Raw genomic sequence first — 14,617 nt, forward strand, 5'->3', positions numbered from 1 at the left:
GCATGCTTACAGCTCGCGGCCCAACACCTGACGCAGGTGCGCACCGGCGCCAAGTAAGCCCGGCTGATCGTGAGTGATCATATATACCGGAATATCGACCAGGTAATCGCGGAAGCGACCTTTATCTTCAAATGCCGCGCGGAAACCGGAGGCTTTAAAGAAATCGAGGAAGCGCGGCACAATACCGCCCGCGATATAAACGCCGCCGAAGGTGCCCAGATTCAGCGCCAGGTTGCCGCCAAAACGGCCCATGATCACGCAGAACAACGACAGCGCGCGACGGCAATCGATGCAGGTATCTTTTAATGCGCGTTCGGTGACATCTTTAGGCTTGAGGTTTTCTGGCTCACGCTCATCTGACTTCACAATAGCGCGATACAGATTGACCAAACCGGCACCGGACAGCACGCGTTCCGCCGAAACGTGGCCAATCTCCGCGCGCAGCACTTCGAGAATTTCACCCTCTTCTTCGCTATTTGGCGCGAAGTCGACGTGACCGCCCTCGCCCGGCAAGCTGATCCAGCGCTTATCCACGTGCACCAAATGGCTGACGCCAAGGCCGGTGCCCGCACCATAAATCGCGATAGGCTTGCCTTCAACCGGCGCTCTACCGCCGAACTGAATCACTTCCTGTTCGCTCAGCATCGGAATCGCCATCGAAACGGCGGTGAAATCATTAATGATTTCCAGGCTTTCCAGCGCCAGATGCTCTTTCATCACTTTGGTCGAGAACGCCCAATCGTGGTTGGTCATCTCCACCCAATCGCCGGTAATCGGACAGGCAATAGCGATACAGGCGTGCTTAATGTCCTGTTTTTGCTCGTCCAGATAGTGGCGAATCACCGCTTCGAGATTGTCGTAGTCTGATGTTGAGAAAGTTTGGGCTTGCGAGATAGCGCCGTTTTCTACCTCACACAATGCGAGACGGGCATTGGTACCGCCCACATCGCCGACCAGGGCGTATGTTGTCATTCTTCTGCTGCTCCGCTTGGGTCATAAACAATTGCAGGACACTATAAAAGCCTGCCAATAAAACAACAACGCCCACCTGCACGATGGGCGTAATCCATTCAAAGATGCTGCACAGCCTACCGATCACCTGCCCGACTTCCCAGCGGCAACTTTCCGAAATTTAGCCACTATTACGCTGATGCAATGCGGCGGTGACCTTACGCAGCAGCGGCGGCAAGTCCTGTTTGTCCATCACCACTTCCACCAGCGACAGACGTCGATTCCGCATTAATTGTTCCATCACCGCGTCGAGTTGCACCGTTTCGCTGACGCGCCAGCTTTGCGCCGCACAGTGCTGGCTCAGCGCCTGCGGTAGCGCGGTCCAGTTCCATTGCGCGATATCATTGTAACGTTGCTCAGCACCGTGAATCGCGCGCTCAACGGTATAACCATCGTTATTAATCAAGAAGATAATCGGCTGCTGGCCGTCGCGTAGCATCGAACCTAACTCCTGAATCGTCAGCTGCGCAGAGCCATCGCCAATGATCAGGATGACCCGCCGATCTGGCTGCGCGGTTTGCGCACCAAAAGTGGCGGGTAAAGTATAGCCAATCGATCCCCACAGCGGTTGCACCAACAGTTGTGCATCCTGCGGTAAACGCAGCGCCGCCGCACCAAAGGCCGCAGTGCCTTGATCGGCAAGGATAATATCACCGGGTTGCAGGAAGCGCTGCATCGCCTGCCAGAATGCCTGCTGACTGATTACCGCCGCAGCAATTTGCTCACTTTCCTCGCACTCAGGCGCATCTGCCAGCCGCCAGTGCGCGCAGTGACGCTGATAAATCGGCGTCAGCGCCGCCAGCGCCTGCTGCATGCTCAACGGCGCAAACACCTCGCCAGCGACCGTGGCCTGAAACGGCTGCAGATCGATCACGCGCTCGGCGGGCAGATTTTGTGTGAAGCCGGCGGTTAAGGTGTCGGTAAACCGCACGCCGACGCAAATCGTAACGTCGGTATCTTCGATGGCCTGACGCACCGCATCGCTGCTGCCTTGCGCGGCGTACGTACCGACGAAGCCCGGCTGCTGCTCGTTCAGCACGCCCTTGCCCATCAACAAGGTGGCGGCAGGAATCGCACGCAGCTGGCGCAACGCCTCAAGCTGCGGCTGCAACTGCCAGCGTGAGGCCAGGAAATCGGCCAACAGCGCCACGCGCTGCGCCGGTGCCAGCAAGCGTTCTGCCGCATCGGCAAAGGCCACGGCAACCTGCTGATGGTTATCTGCGGCTGTATTTTTTTCCTCTGGTAGCGAAATCTCAGCCGCCGCCACATCCACCGCCAGCAATAAATAGCCGGGGCGATGTTGCGTTAGCGCCTCGCTGATAACGCGATCAATCTCAGCCACTGCGTTTTCCGCCGTAAGCACCGCCGATGCCACACTTACTTCCTGCGCCATACGCAGGAAGTGACCAAAATCGCCGTCGCCCAGCGAATGGTGCACACAATCGCCCTGCTGTTGCGCCTGACTGGCGGGCGCGCCAACGATATGAATCACCGGCACATATTCGGCATAGCTGCCGGCGATGCCGTTGATAGCGCTGAGCTCACCGACGCCAAAGGTGGTCAGCAGTGCCGCCGCACCGTTGCAGCGCCCGTAACCATCCGCCGCATACGCCGCATTCAGTTCATTGGCACAGCCAACCCAGGCAATATCGGGATGCGCAATCACGCTGTCGAGAAATTGCAGGTTGTAATCGCCGGGCACGCCGAACAGATGACGGATGCCAGCTTGCTGTAATCGGTGCAGTAAATAATCGCCAACGTTCGGGTTTTTCATCGACAGCTCCTTGTTAAGGGGATAATCAGGAGTATTAGCGATGTGGCTGAATTGGCGAGATATTCATCATCGTGGCGTGGTGATTTGTGGCAAGCATTCGTTACGACGACAGATAATTCTGTAAGTTGCGATCTTCGGCGCGTTTCGCCTTAGTGTAAACGCATACACTGATATGCTGATGTCACTTTCTCCCCTATGAGACAGGAACGCTGCATGAGTGCTTTTCCCCATCCCGAACGTTATCAACAGATGCAATACCGCCGCAGTGGCCGTAGCGGCCTGAAGTTACCGGCGATTTCACTGGGTTTGTGGCATAACTTTGGCGACAGTACGCGCGTCGATAACAGCCGTGAACTGCTGCGCCATGCCTTTGATCGCGGCATTACCCATTTCGATCTCGCCAATAATTACGGCCCGCCGCCGGGATCGGCGGAATCCAACTTTGGTCGCATTCTGCGCGAGGATTTTCAGGGACTGCGTGACGAGCTGGTGATTTCAACTAAAGCCGGTTACACCATGTGGGACGGCCCATACGGCGATTGGGGTTCGCGCAAGTATCTGATTTCCAGTCTCGATCAAAGCCTGAAGCGCATGGGATTGGAGTACGTTGATATCTTCTATCATCACCGCCCCGATCCCGAAACGCCGCTGGAAGAGACCATGCGTGCGCTGGATCAGGTGGTGCGTCAGGGCAAAGCGCTGTATGCCGCCATCTCCAACTATCCGGCAGACAAAGCCGCCGAAGCGATTGCGATTCTGCGCGACCTCGGCACGCCTTGCCTGATCCACCAGCCGCGTTATTCGATGTTTGAACGTACGCCTGAGCAGGGTTTACTGGATGTGCTGGGCGACAACGGCGTTGGTTGCATCGCCTTCTCGCCGCTGGCGGGTGGCGTGTTAACCGACCGCTATTTGCAGGGTATTCCACAAGACTCGCGCATCGCCAGCGGCAGTAAGTTCCTGAATGAAAACCAGCTGACGCAAGAGAAGATGGAAAAAGTGCGTCAGCTGCAGGCGATTGCCCAACAGCGCGGCCAGAAGTTGGCGCAGATGGCGCTGAGCTGGGTGCTGCGCGATGCGCGTGTCACCTCGGTGCTGATTGGCGCCAGTAAAACCGCGCAAATTGATGATGCGGTTGAGATGTTGAGCCAGCCGGAACTAAGCCAGGATGAGATCGACGCTATCCACAATATCTTAGTGTAAACGTTTACCCGCCCGGCATTGGTCGGGCGTTTTCCGCAGCAGAAAATTCTCATTTCAGATTTCCCTCAGCGTTTTCAGACTGATTCTCAAGGCTTACCTGGTCCGATGTGGCAAACTAGCGCAACGGTGGCAGTTATAAGCTACTGAAAAGGAGAAGTTATGAAACGTGCCATTTTGTTTGCCGCCTTGCTGGCAACCTTATCCCCATTGGCTATCAGCACAGCACAAGCCGACAGCGCCACCATCAATTTGGGTCCGGGCGTTACGCTGCATCTCGGCGATCGCGATCGTCACGGTAATTACTGGGACGGGGGGCGCTGGCGCGAGCCGCGCTGGTGGAACGATCGTTATCAGTACAACGATCATCGCTGGTGGCGTCACGAAGAGTGGAAACGTCATCGCGCCTATGAACGTGAGCGCGAACGCCGCTGGCATGAGCGTGAACGTCGTGAACATCACCGCCACGATCATCGCCATGATGATCGTCGAGGTCACCACGATCACCATCATCACTAAACAAAAAATCCCGCACAATGGCGGGATTTTTCTTTTCTCTGGCAGTTACCAACCGAGCGCTTCGCCGACCAGCAAATAGAGATTGAGGGCGATCACCAGCACCACAATCAGCCGCCCGGCATTCTGCATCAGACGCGAGTTCACCATCTCATCGCCCATCAATTCGCGGTTGCCGGTAAAGGAGAGCAGCGGAATCAGCGCCAGCGCGATACCAAAACTCAACAGCACCTGACTCATTACCAGAATGCGCGTGGGATCCCAGCCCGCCCAAATTACTATAAAAGAGGGCAACATGGTGATGGTGCGGCGGAACCACAGCGGAATGTGGAAACGGATAAAGCCCTGCATCACCACTTGTCCCGCCAGCGTGCCAACCACGGTTGAGGAGAGACCGGCAGCCACCAGACTCAAACCAAACACAATTGCTGCCGCTTCACCCAACAGCGGTTGCAGCGTTAGGTATGCCTGATCGAGATCGACGATGCTGGAGTGACCGCTAAAGTGAAACGCCGCGGCGGCGGTGGCCATCATCGCCAGATTCACAAAGCCAGCGATGGTCATGGCGATAGCCACATCCAGCTTGGTTGAACTGTAACGTTGCGCCTTGCTGCCTTTATTGCCGTGCTGCGTCAGCGCCGAGTGCAGATAAATCACGTGCGGCATAATGGTGGCGCCTAACACACCAGCAGCGAGGAATACCGCATCCGATGTTGGCAGCGATGGCAGCGCCATGCCAACCACCAGCTCACTCACTTTAGGCTGGGAGAAAAACAGCTCCACAATATAAGCCGCCGCTACAAACAGCAGCAGACCGCCAATCACCAGTTCCAGCGGCTTCTGCCCGCGACTTTGCAGCATCAGAATCAGGTAGGTCGCGATACCGGTTAACACCGCACCCTGCAGCAGGGAAATGCCAAGTAATAGCTTGAAGCCGAGCGCCGCGCCGATAAATTCAGCGAGATCGGTGGCCATGGCGATGATTTCCGCCTGCACCCAATAGAACCACACCGCCGGGCGCGGGAAGCGATCGCGGATGTGTTCTGCAAGATTTTTGCCGGTAGCAATGCCCAGCTTGGCGGACATCAGCTGGATCAGCATCGCCATGACGTTGGCCCACACCACCACCCATAACAGCTTGTAGCCGTAGGCGGCGCCGGCCTGAATGTTGGTCGCGAAGTTGCCGGGATCGATGTAGCCAATCGCCGCAATAAAGGCGGGGCCCAGCAGCGCGAGTTTGATCTTTCTGGCTCCGCGAGCGGCGCGCTCGGCGGTGCGGCTTTCTAGCATAGTTTTACCCTGTCCTAATGCTTGTTGACCTGTCCAGATTAAGGGTCATTCAAGGCAGATGAAATTTGGTTATAGTTATTGTAGTAATAGATGGTGCTATAAAGTATAGCCATTGCTATACATTGCGGTAAAGTCAGTTCTTGCTAAAAACAAATGCAACGCAAAAGACTCTACTCTTGGGTTATTTTATAGACAATGTTTTTGTGGATATTTCTTGTGATGAATTTGTAATAGGGTTGTGAGCGGTCAGACTTATCTGAGAAAAAACGCGATAGCGAATACTTATAATGTGGTTTTGATCTCGTTTTTAAGTAACGCGTTACATAGAATACGCAACAAAATACAACCCTCCTCAAATTTGGAGCCGACATGTCCCATGTTTTGCATTTTCTTTTAGCACTAGTGGTGGTAGCGGTGCTGGCCTTGCTGGTCAGCCACGATCGTAAAAGCATCCGTCTTCGTTATATCGTTCAACTTCTGGTAATCGAAATTCTGCTGGCCTGGTTCTTCCTGAACTCCTCCATCGGTCTCGGCTTTGTGCAGGGCTTCGCAGGATTCTTTGATCATCTGCTCAAATATGCCGCCGAAGGCACCAACTTCGTGTTTGGCAATATGAGCGAAAAAGGTCTCGCTTTCTTCTTCCTTAACGTGCTTTGCCCCATCATTTTCATCTCTGCGTTAATCGGTATTTTGCAGCATTTCCGCATCTTGCCGTGGGTGATTCGCGGCATTGGTACCGTGCTGTCCAAAGTAAACGGTATGGGCAAACTGGAATCCTTTAACGCCGTGAGTTCTCTGATTTTGGGACAGTCAGAAAACTTCATCGCTTATAAAGATATCCTTGGCAAAATGTCACAGCGCCGTATGTACACTATGGCAGCGACTGCCATGTCGACGGTTTCGATGTCAATTGTCGGCGCCTACATGACCATGCTGCAGCCAAAATATGTGGTGGCCGCGCTGGTATTGAACATGTTCAGCACCTTTATTGTGCTGTCGCTGATTAACCCGTACCGCGTGGATAGCGAAGAAGATCTGCAATTGCAGGACCTGCATAAAGGCCAGAGCTTCTTCGAAATGCTGGGCGAATACATCCTCGCCGGTTTTAAAGTTGCGATGATTGTTGCCGCAATGCTGATTGGTTTTATCGCCTTGATCACCGGTCTGAACGCGCTGTTCGACCTGATTTTCGGCATCAGCTTCCAGGGCGTGCTGGGCTATGTGTTCTATCCATTTGCGTGGGTGATGGGTGTTCCTTCACACGAAGCGCTGCAAGTAGGCAGCATCATGGCCACCAAACTGGTTTCCAACGAATTCGTGGCAATGATGGATCTGCAGAAAATCGCCGGTCAGCTGTCGCCACACTCGGAAGGTATTCTTTCTGTGTTCCTGGTCTCCTTTGCTAACTTCTCCTCTATCGGGATTGTGGCGGGCGCGATTAAAGGTCTGCACGAAGAGCAAGGTAACGTGGTTTCACGCTTCGGCCTGAAACTGCTGTACGGTTCAACGCTGGTGAGCGTGCTGTCAGCCGCTATCGCTGGTCTGGTATTGGCCTTCTGATATACGGGGCGAGCTGCGGCTCGCCCTTCTCTTCTTAATTATTTCAATCGGTTCTAATCCGCGTCGCTTCCGCTTTTCCCCCGCTATCACCCGCTTCACTGTTAAACGCAAAACCTTTGCACAATATTGAATTTCCGTTCACACCGCCTGCGCCCGTAGTTTTTCTCCATGACGTCACTTCAGGAGAACCGCATGAGCATTCAATTCCTTGGCATGATTGGCCACCGCCTCGCTTCCGAAATCATTCCGGCTAGCGGCCCGCTGTTCGATAAAGAGTACATTGCGCGTTTTGCGCGGGCGCATGAAGACGCCGGTTTTGATCGCATTCTGGTGGGCTATTGGTCGGATCAGCCGGATGGTTTTCTGGTCACCGCGCACGCGGCGGCGCACACCTCGACGCTGAAATTTTTGCTGGCGCATCGTCCCGGCTTTGTCTCGCCGACGCTAGCGGCGCGCAAACTGGCTTCGCTTGATCACCTCACCGACGGTCGCTTAGCGGTGCACATCATCAGCGGCGGCAGCGATGCCGAGCAGCGCCGCGACGGTGACTTCCTCAATAAAGCCGAGCGCTATGCGCGTAGCGATGAGTTCCTCACCGTATTGAAGCAGAGCCTCGAATCCGCGCAGCCGTACGATCATCAAGGCCAGTTTTATCAGGCCGAGCAGGCGTTCTCAGCCATCAAACCGCTGCAGAATAAACTGCCCATCTATTTTGGCGGATCGTCGCAGGAGGCGATTGATGTTGCAGCACGCCATGCCGATGTGTTTGCGCTGTGGGGCGAGCCGCTGAAAGGCGCGGAAGAGACGGTACGCAACGTGCGTGCCGCTGCCGCCAGACAGGGCCGCGAAATTAACTTCAACATCTCGTTCCGGCCGATTCTTGGCACAACTGAAAAAGAAGCCTGGGAACGTGCGGAGCACATCCGCGCCACGGCCGAAAAACAGCTTAACGAAAGTGGCTTTGCCTTTGGTAAGGCGAAGCCGCAGAGCGTTGGCGCGCAGCGTTTACTCGCTGCCGCCAATGAAGGCGATCGTCTGGATAAAGTGCTGTGGACCGGCGTCGCAAAACTGGTTCAGGGCGGCTACAACTCCACTGCGCTGGTGGGAACGCCGGAGCAAGTTTCCGATGCACTGCTGGAATATTATCGCCTTGGCATTCATAGCGTGCTGATTCGCGGCTTCGATCCGCTTAACGATGCGGTGGAATATGGTCGCGAGCTGATTCCGCTGACGCGCGAGAAAGTCGATGCGCTCTCAGCCGCCGATAAAAGGAGCGCCTGAAGCTTATGAGCCAGTATCAGCACCAGCGCCTGCGTGATTTTGTCACCAATCTTGCCAACTTGCTGGATGCGCAGCCGGAGGAGGCCACGGTGTTGCAGCGTGGCAGCGCGTGGCTTGGCGAGTTGATTCGCCACGACGACTGGCTGGACGACGCCTTTACCCAACCTCATCCCGAACACTATCAACAATATTTGTTGTATGCCGATGCGCAGCAACGCTTTTCGGTGGTGAGTTTCGTCTGGGGGCCAGGCCAGCAAACGCCGATTCACGACCATCGCGTATGGGGATTGATTGGCATGCTGCGCGGCGCAGAAATTTCTCAATCCTGGCAGCCGGGGCCAAACGGATTGCAGCCGGAAGGCGCGCCAGTCCGACTCGATCCCGGCCGCGTTGAAGCGGTGTCGCCGACGGTAGGCGATATTCATCGCGTCAGCAACGCCTATGACGACCGCGTCTCCATCAGCATTCACGTTTATGGCGCCAATATTGGCGCGGTCAAACGCGCGGTCTACCGCGAAGACGGCAGTGAAAAAACGTTTATCTCCGGTTACAGCAACCGTTACTTACCGAACATTTGGGACCTTTCACATGACTAAACCGGTTTTCCCTTTACGCCAGGCGGCGGAAATTATTGAGGCCCTGCGTCAGCAGCAGGAAGTGGCGATTGTCGATGTGCGCGATGAAGCGCTGTTTGCCACCGCGCATCCGTTGTTTGCGGTGAATATTCCACTGTCAAAACTGGAGCTTGAGCTGCTGGACCGCATTCCGCAGCGCACCACCGCGATCACGCTGTATGACGGTAACGAAGGCCTGGCGCAAACCGCTGCCGAACGGATTGCCGCGCTGGGTTACAGCAATGTCGCGCTGCTGGCAGATGATTTGGCCGGCTGGCAAGCGGCGGGCGGCGAACTGTTTATCGACGTGAATTCACCCAGCAAAGCGTTTGGCGAACTGGTTGAGCATCACAATCACACACCTTCTTTATCTGCGGACGAGGTGCATCAGCTGATTAACAGCGATGCTAACGTGGTGGTGCTCGATGCGCGTCGTTTCGATGAATATCAAACCATGAGTATTCCAGGCGCCACCAGTGTGCCGGGCGGTGAACTGGTGCTGCGCGTACGTGACATCGCGCCATCGCCGGAGACCACGGTGATAGTGAACTGCGCCGGCCGCACGCGCAGTATCATTGGTACGCAATCGCTGGTGAACGCCGGGATTCGCAATCCGGTGTTCGCACTGCGTAATGGTACCATTGGCTGGACGCTGGCCGGGCATGCGCTGGATAAAGGCCAGTCGCGCCGCTACAGTGAGGCCAGCGAAACCGCACAGCGTCAGGCGGCGAACAATGCGCGCATCATCGCCGATCGCGCCGGTGTGGAACGTATCCCACTCGCCACGCTGAAACGCTGGCAGCAGGAGACGCGCACCACTTATCTGTTTGATGTGCGTGATGCCGACGAATACGCCGCCGGGCATCTGCCTGGTAGCCGCCATGTGCCGGGAGGTCAACTGGTGCAGGAGACCGATCATTACGCCAGCGTGCGCGGTGCGCGCATTGTGCTAATTGATGATGACGGCGTGCGCGCCAATATGACCGCATCCTGGCTGGCGCAGCTTGGCTGGCAGGTTTCGGTGCTGGAGGAGCTGCAGGCCAGTGATTTCAGTGAACGCGGTAACTGGGAAGCGCAGGTGCCGCCCGTCGCTCAACCCGAATTCATCTCACCGCAGCAGTTAGCGGAATGGCTGCAGGAAGGACAAACGCAGGTACTGGATTTCACCACGCGCGCGAACCATCTCAACAGCCATATTCCGGGCGCGGCCTGGTTGCTACGCTCTACCCTGCAGCAGCAAGGCAAAGCATTGTTGCCGGAGGCACGTCGCTATGTTCTGACCTGCGGCAGCAGCCTGCTAGCGGGTTATGCGGTGCAACAAGTGGCTGAGCTGACCGGCAAGCCGGTGTTTGTGCTGGAGGGCGGTAACGCTGCCTGGCGCGAAGCGGGTTTGCCAACGGAGCAAGGAGAGCAGCAATTGTTGTCCCCGGCCATTGATCGCTATCGCCGTCCATATGAAGGCACCGATATTGAAGCGGGCGTGATGCAGGCGTATCTGGACTGGGAATACGGTTTGGTGGCGCAGCTGGATCGCGATGGCACGCACGGTTTCCGGGTGCTGCAATTGCAGCCGCAGGCTGTTACGGCCTGATGATAATTTGCATGGTGAGTGATGAGGTCGCCAAAATGGCGGCCTTTCAAACGATAAAATCGCAATTTACTGCGTTGCGTTTAAAAAGGTATTTTTTTGAATGTGTTCAGAATGAACAGAGATTTGGTGGAGATAAGCGGGATCGAACCGCTGACCTCTTGCATGCCATGCAAGCGCTCTCCCAGCTGAGCTATACCCCCACATCTGGAAATCATTTTTCGGTCAAACCGTTGGGAGCGGTTTGGTGGAGATAAGCGGGATCGAACCGCTGACCTCTTGCATGCCATGCAAGCGCTCTCCCAGCTGAGCTATACCCCCGAACCGAAAAACTGCCGAGTAAACTCGACGGACGGGATAATATGAAACCGCCCCTTGAGTGTCAACGTCAAATTCTCGTTCTGTGTTTGATCGCTGAAAAAGGCGTCAACCCCGCGTCAGCATGGCTTTTTTTTCAACACGCCATCCCGCTTCGCGACTATTTATATGCACCATCCGGCAATGCTTCCCCACTCCAACCTCAACCCTGCGTTAACTTTAGGTTAAAGATGTTAGAAGCAGTCTTGTTTTCGTTAAAAGTGCGTGTAAAACTTAGCGCGCTAATTAACCGGTCATCCTACCAGGGTGTTCTCTCAATGACCGGCCAGCAACGTCCCCATTAATCCATAAAAGAAAAGTGAACTATGTCGCTGCATACACCTAAAGAGATCGCCCAACTGGCGATTCAAGCTGGCGTGGCTAAAAGCCGCCTGCCTATCTCCACCTTGTTGATTCTTGGCTTTATGGCCGGTTCGTTTATCGCCACTGGCTTCCTGCTCGATCTGCATGTCATTAACCAACTGCCTGCTGAATGGGGTTCGTTCGGCGTGCTGCTCGGCGCCGCGGTGTTCCCGGTCGGGTTGATCATGACGGTACTGGCGGGTGGCGAGCTGCTGACCGGCAATATGATGACGATGCCCATCGCCTGGTTCGCTCGTCGCATCAGTGGCTTCAGCGTTCTGCGTAACTGGTTTTGGGTTACCCTCGCCAATTTCATTGGCAGCGTTGCGGTTGCATGGTTCTTTGGTCACATGCTGGGCATGACCGAAGGCGATTACCTGAAAAAAACCGTGGCGATTGCGCACGCAAAAGTGAATGCCGATTTCCTGCACGCCTTTATTTCCGGCGTGGGCTGCAACTGGCTGGTGTGTCTGGCGGTGTGGCTCGCCTTCGCCAGTAAAGATGTGGTAGGTAAAATTTTCGGTATGTGGTTCCCGGTGATGGCGTTCGTGGCGATTGGCTTCCAGCACGTCGTCGCAAACATGTTTATTGTTCCGGCAGCAATTTTTGCCGGGCAGATGAGCTGGGCGGAATTTGCGCCAAACGTGATCGCGGTGTTCCTCGGTAACGGCGTGGGCGGTGCAATTTTTGTTGGCCTCACCTATTTCATCGCTTTCCGTCCGGAACAAGCCGCAGTGAGCCAGGCGCAATAACCTAATTTTGCCTTTTGTTGGAGAGCAGAAGGCATTTTCTGTTCAGGTTACTTTTCCCCGTTACGTTTTGTTGTAATATGTAGAACTAATGTATTTAACAGGGACAGCATCGTGAAAAAGGAATGGCTTACCCCCGAGGAGCTCGCGCAGGAAACGGGCTACAGTCGGCAAACGGTGAATAAATGGATCAAGCGTGAAAACTGGACAACCACGCCAAAGCCCGGTGTTCAGGGCGGTAAAGCGCGATTGATCCATATAGATGAGCGCGTAAAGAGCTTTGTTCAATCCACCCGCCACGCGAACGAACCGGCGGCTAATTACGGTGCACAACAAAATACGTTACCTGCGTTATTAATAAATTCTGTCCAGCAAATGACGGCAGCGGAGCAAGATCAATTTGCGGCGTTGTTGTTGCGGGAGGGAATTCGAGGCGTACTGGAACGTCTGGGGATTCAGGAAGAATAAATAAGCCGGAAGCAGATGCTTCCGGCTTTTTCATATTATGCGTTTGCTTCGCGCTCCGCGATGAATGCCAGCGCTTTTTCGATTCGCGCAACGCTGCGGCTGCGACCAATTGCTTCCACCGTCACATCCAGCGCCGGTGACTGACCAGAACCGGTCACCGCTACACGCAGTGGCATACCGACTTTGCCCATCCCCAGCTCCAGCTCATCTGCCGCAGACTGAATTGCATGATGCACATTCTCTGCGTTCCAGTTGCTGTCGCTGATTGCAGCCAGTTTGTCGCGCACCACTTCCAGCGGCTGACGCGCGACCGGACGCAGATGCTTCTTCGCCGCGTCAGCATCAAAGGCTTCAAACTCTTCATAAAAGTAACGGCAAGATGCCGCGATCTCTACCAGGGTTTTGCAACGCTCGCCCAGCAAGGTAACCAGCTTTGCCAGCTCCGGACCGGTGCGGGTATCAATCTTCTGCTGTTCAATATGCCATTGCAGCTGCGTAGCAACGTACTCCGGCGGCAGCGTATTAATGTAGTGATGATTCAGCCACTGCAGTTTTTCAGTATTGAAAGCACTGGCCGACTTACTCACGGCATCCAGAGTGAACAGCTCTGCCATTTCCGGCACGCTGAAAATCTCCTGATCGCCATGTGACCAGCCAAGACGTACCAGATAGTTGAGCAGCGCTTCCGGCAAATAACCGTCATCACGATACTGCATCACGCCAACAGCGCCATGACGCTTGGACAACTTCTTACTGTCATCGCCGAGGATCATTGATACGTGCGCGTAAGTTGGCACTTCTGCACCGATCGCTTTCAGGATATTGATCTGGCGTGGCGTGTTGTTGATATGGTCTTCACCACGAATCACGTGAGTGATGCCCATATCCCAGTCATCCACCACCACACAGAAGTTATAGGTGGGCGAACCGTCGGTACGGCGAATGATCAGGTCATCCAGTTCCTGATTACTGAACTCAATCGGACCACGAATCTGATCGTCAAAGATAACAGAACCGTCCTGCGGGTTGCGGAAGCGCACCACGCACGGCTCATCAGCGGCGTGATGTTCATGGCTGTCGCGGCAGCGGCCGTCATAACGCGGCTTTTCGCCTTTTTCCATCTGCTCTTCACGCAGCGCATCGAGACGTTCTTTACTGCAGTAGCATTTATAGGCCGTGCCCGCTTCCAGCATGTCGTCGATCACCGCGTTGTAGCGATCAAAACGCTTGGTCTGATAATACGGACCTTCATCCCAGTTAAGGCTCAGCCAGTTCATACCATCCATGATGGCTTCAATGGCTTCCGGTGTGGAACGCTCCAGATCGGTATCTTCGATACGCAGAACGAATTCGCCTTTGTTATGGCGAGCATAAAGCCAGGAGTAAAGAGCAGTACGAGCACCGCCTACGTGCAGATAGCCCGTTGGGCTGGGTGCGAAGCGAGTTTTGATTTTCATTCAGCATTGCCTTAAATGCGCAGGTTTCATTGTCTGGATGACAAAAAAACGGGTTAACGCGAAAAAACAGTGCGCACATTCTAGCAGGTGAGGCTGATTCCTCAATGATTGTCGCGGTGGCATCCCGGTTTGCTGTGCGCTTTTCTGCTAATAAAACCAGCACATTGGCGAAAAGCGCCCCACGATGATTATTTTTAAAGCGAACGCACATTTAAGTTTTAAAAACCGTTGACTCACTTTGAAGGATCCCTATAATGCGACTCCACACAGCGGGGGTGATTAGCTCAGTTGGTAGAGCATCTCCCTTACAAGGAGGGGGTCGGCGGTTCGAGCCCGTCATCACCCACCACTCTTTAGAAGGTTTAAAGATGGCCCGCAGTGAACAAGAG

12 protein-coding genes and 3 tRNA genes are annotated in these 14,617 nt (G+C 54.8%); 9 read left to right on the forward strand and 6 right to left on the reverse strand.

Annotated features, from left to right (window positions below; genetic code table 11):
• Window positions 1-6 precede the first annotated feature (6 nt).
• Both glk and FCN45_RS13640 read right to left on the reverse strand, forming a co-directional pair.
• On the reverse strand, window positions 7-972 hold the full coding sequence (glk, locus tag FCN45_RS13635) for a glucokinase (RefSeq protein WP_101763595.1): 966 nt from the start codon (window positions 970-972) through the stop codon (window positions 7-9).
• A 160-nt stretch (window positions 973-1,132) separates the two neighbouring features.
• Window positions 1,133-2,785 carry an alpha-keto acid decarboxylase family protein gene (locus FCN45_RS13640; RefSeq protein ID WP_137386236.1) on the reverse strand — a complete coding sequence of 551 codons (1,653 nt, stop codon included), beginning with the start codon at window positions 2,783-2,785 and terminating at the stop codon, window positions 1,133-1,135.
• Window positions 2,786-2,998: 213 nt separating this feature from the next.
• Between FCN45_RS13640 and mgrA the strand changes: the two genes are divergently transcribed.
• Entirely contained in the window at window positions 2,999-3,988 is a 990-nt protein-coding gene (gene mgrA, locus FCN45_RS13645) for an L-glyceraldehyde 3-phosphate reductase (RefSeq protein ID WP_101763593.1), read from the forward strand.
• Between the two features lie 159 nt (window positions 3,989-4,147).
• Window positions 4,148-4,504 (forward strand): DUF2502 domain-containing protein, encoded by a 357-nt coding sequence (locus FCN45_RS13650; RefSeq protein ID WP_101763592.1) that lies wholly within the window; start codon window positions 4,148-4,150, stop codon window positions 4,502-4,504.
• 45 nt (window positions 4,505-4,549) lie between these two features.
• Here the strand turns inward: FCN45_RS13650 and FCN45_RS13655 are convergent, their stop codons facing one another.
• A complete protein-coding gene (locus FCN45_RS13655) occupies window positions 4,550-5,791 on the reverse strand; it encodes an Nramp family divalent metal transporter (protein ID WP_008101352.1) in 1,242 nt (413 codons plus the stop codon).
• 369 nt (window positions 5,792-6,160) lie between these two features.
• On the opposite strand from FCN45_RS13655, the gene FCN45_RS13660 reads away from it, so the two are divergent.
• The 4 genes from FCN45_RS13660 to FCN45_RS13675 all read left to right on the forward strand — a co-directional run bounded on the left by FCN45_RS13660 (window position 6,161) and on the right by FCN45_RS13675 (window position 10,837).
• Window positions 6,161-7,351 carry a NupC/NupG family nucleoside CNT transporter gene (locus FCN45_RS13660; protein WP_101763591.1) on the forward strand — a complete coding sequence of 397 codons (1,191 nt, stop codon included), beginning with the start codon at window positions 6,161-6,163 and terminating at the stop codon, window positions 7,349-7,351.
• A gap of 192 nt (window positions 7,352-7,543) precedes the next feature.
• Window positions 7,544-8,632, forward strand: coding sequence for an LLM class flavin-dependent oxidoreductase (locus FCN45_RS13665; RefSeq protein WP_137386237.1), 1,089 nt, complete (start codon window positions 7,544-7,546; stop codon window positions 8,630-8,632).
• A 5-nt stretch (window positions 8,633-8,637) separates the two neighbouring features.
• Window positions 8,638-9,228, forward strand: coding sequence for a cysteine dioxygenase (locus FCN45_RS13670; RefSeq protein WP_137386238.1), 591 nt, complete (start codon window positions 8,638-8,640; stop codon window positions 9,226-9,228).
• Complete coding sequence (locus FCN45_RS13675; RefSeq protein ID WP_137386239.1) at window positions 9,221-10,837, forward strand: rhodanese homology domain-containing protein; 1,617 nt, start codon at window positions 9,221-9,223, stop codon at window positions 10,835-10,837. Before FCN45_RS13670 ends, FCN45_RS13675 begins: the two co-directional genes overlap by 8 nt.
• A 124-nt stretch (window positions 10,838-10,961) precedes the next feature.
• On the opposite strand, the gene FCN45_RS13680 is transcribed toward FCN45_RS13675, so the two are convergent.
• Window positions 10,962-11,037: transfer RNA gene (locus tag FCN45_RS13680), tRNA-Ala, on the reverse strand.
• Window positions 11,038-11,079: 42 nt separating this feature from the next.
• A tRNA-Ala gene (locus FCN45_RS13685) sits at window positions 11,080-11,155 on the reverse strand.
• A 362-nt stretch (window positions 11,156-11,517) separates the two neighbouring features.
• Between FCN45_RS13685 and FCN45_RS13690 the strand changes: the two genes are divergently transcribed.
• Entirely contained in the window at window positions 11,518-12,306 is a 789-nt protein-coding gene (locus FCN45_RS13690; protein ID WP_137386240.1) for a formate/nitrite transporter family protein, read from the forward strand.
• 111 nt (window positions 12,307-12,417) lie between these two features.
• Entirely contained in the window at window positions 12,418-12,771 is a 354-nt protein-coding gene (locus tag FCN45_RS13695; protein ID WP_101763586.1) for a YfeC-like transcriptional regulator, read from the forward strand.
• Window positions 12,772-12,806: 35 nt separating this feature from the next.
• Here FCN45_RS13695 and gltX read toward each other — a convergent pair whose 3' ends face one another.
• Complete coding sequence (gltX, locus tag FCN45_RS13700; protein ID WP_101763585.1) at window positions 12,807-14,228, reverse strand: glutamate--tRNA ligase; 1,422 nt, start codon at window positions 14,226-14,228, stop codon at window positions 12,807-12,809.
• 273 nt (window positions 14,229-14,501) lie between these two features.
• Here gltX and FCN45_RS13705 point away from each other — a divergent pair.
• Window positions 14,502-14,577: transfer RNA gene (locus FCN45_RS13705), tRNA-Val, on the forward strand.
• The last annotated feature ends 40 nt before the right edge of the window (window positions 14,578-14,617 follow it).

This window comes from Pantoea sp. SO10, from assembly GCF_005281435.1.
GTDB classification, from domain to species: Bacteria; Pseudomonadota; Gammaproteobacteria; order Enterobacterales; family Enterobacteriaceae; genus Pantoea; species Pantoea leporis.